The following is a 695-nucleotide window of genomic DNA, read 5'->3' as shown; positions in this document are numbered from 1 at the left end:
TTAAAGTTTAAGCCGTTTATGACGGCTAGATTCTATCGTCTTTACCCATTACATTTTTTTATGCTGGTCATCTTTATTATTCTTGAGTGTGGTAAGTGGTTGGCGTGGAAGTTCGGCGGCTTTTCGTTTAACTCTGTTCCCTTTACTAACGCTTTTGCATTTTCAGAGATAGTTCCTAATTTTCTGTTGATACATGCTTGGGTGCCATTTGCGGATCCATTTAGCTTTAATTCTCCGTCGTGGAGCATCAGCATAGAGTTTTACATGTATGCATTGTTGTTCGCTTCAATATCGGTTTTCCGATCATTTAGAATCGGTTCTTGGTTTGTGATTGTTCTTTTGGCGTTTATTTTGATTTATTGCGAATCAGATATAGTGGTTATAGAGGTTCAGAGAGGGCTGTTCTGTTTTTTTTGTGGTGCGATGACGTATGTTGTTTTTTTAAAATCTCAAATCTCAAATCCCAAATCCCAAATCTCAAAGTTTTTGGCTAGTTTTGTTGAGCTTGCGCTTCTCGTTAGTGTTGTTTTTCTTACTCAGACAGACGTTGTATTCAAAAATATTATTGCTCCAGGACTATTTTGTTTGACGGTTTTTTGCTTTGCATTCGAAGCAGGAGTGTTCTCGAAAATACTTAAAGCTCGGTTATTTCAGTTTATTGGTAAGCGATCGTTTTCAATTTATATGACGCATGC

At 37.1% G+C, this 695-nt stretch carries 1 protein-coding gene; it reads left to right on the top strand.

The window, feature by feature from the left end; translation table 11 throughout:
* Window positions 1–18: 18 nt before the first annotated feature.
* The coding region (locus A3738_RS07040; protein ID WP_369819779.1) for an acyltransferase family protein at window positions 19–695 on the top strand (677 nt) is incomplete at its 3' end.

The organism is Oleiphilus sp. HI0066 (assembly GCF_001635725.1).
The sequence above is the reverse complement of the archived record's forward strand: the minus strand, read 5'-3'. Positions and strand labels throughout refer to the sequence as shown.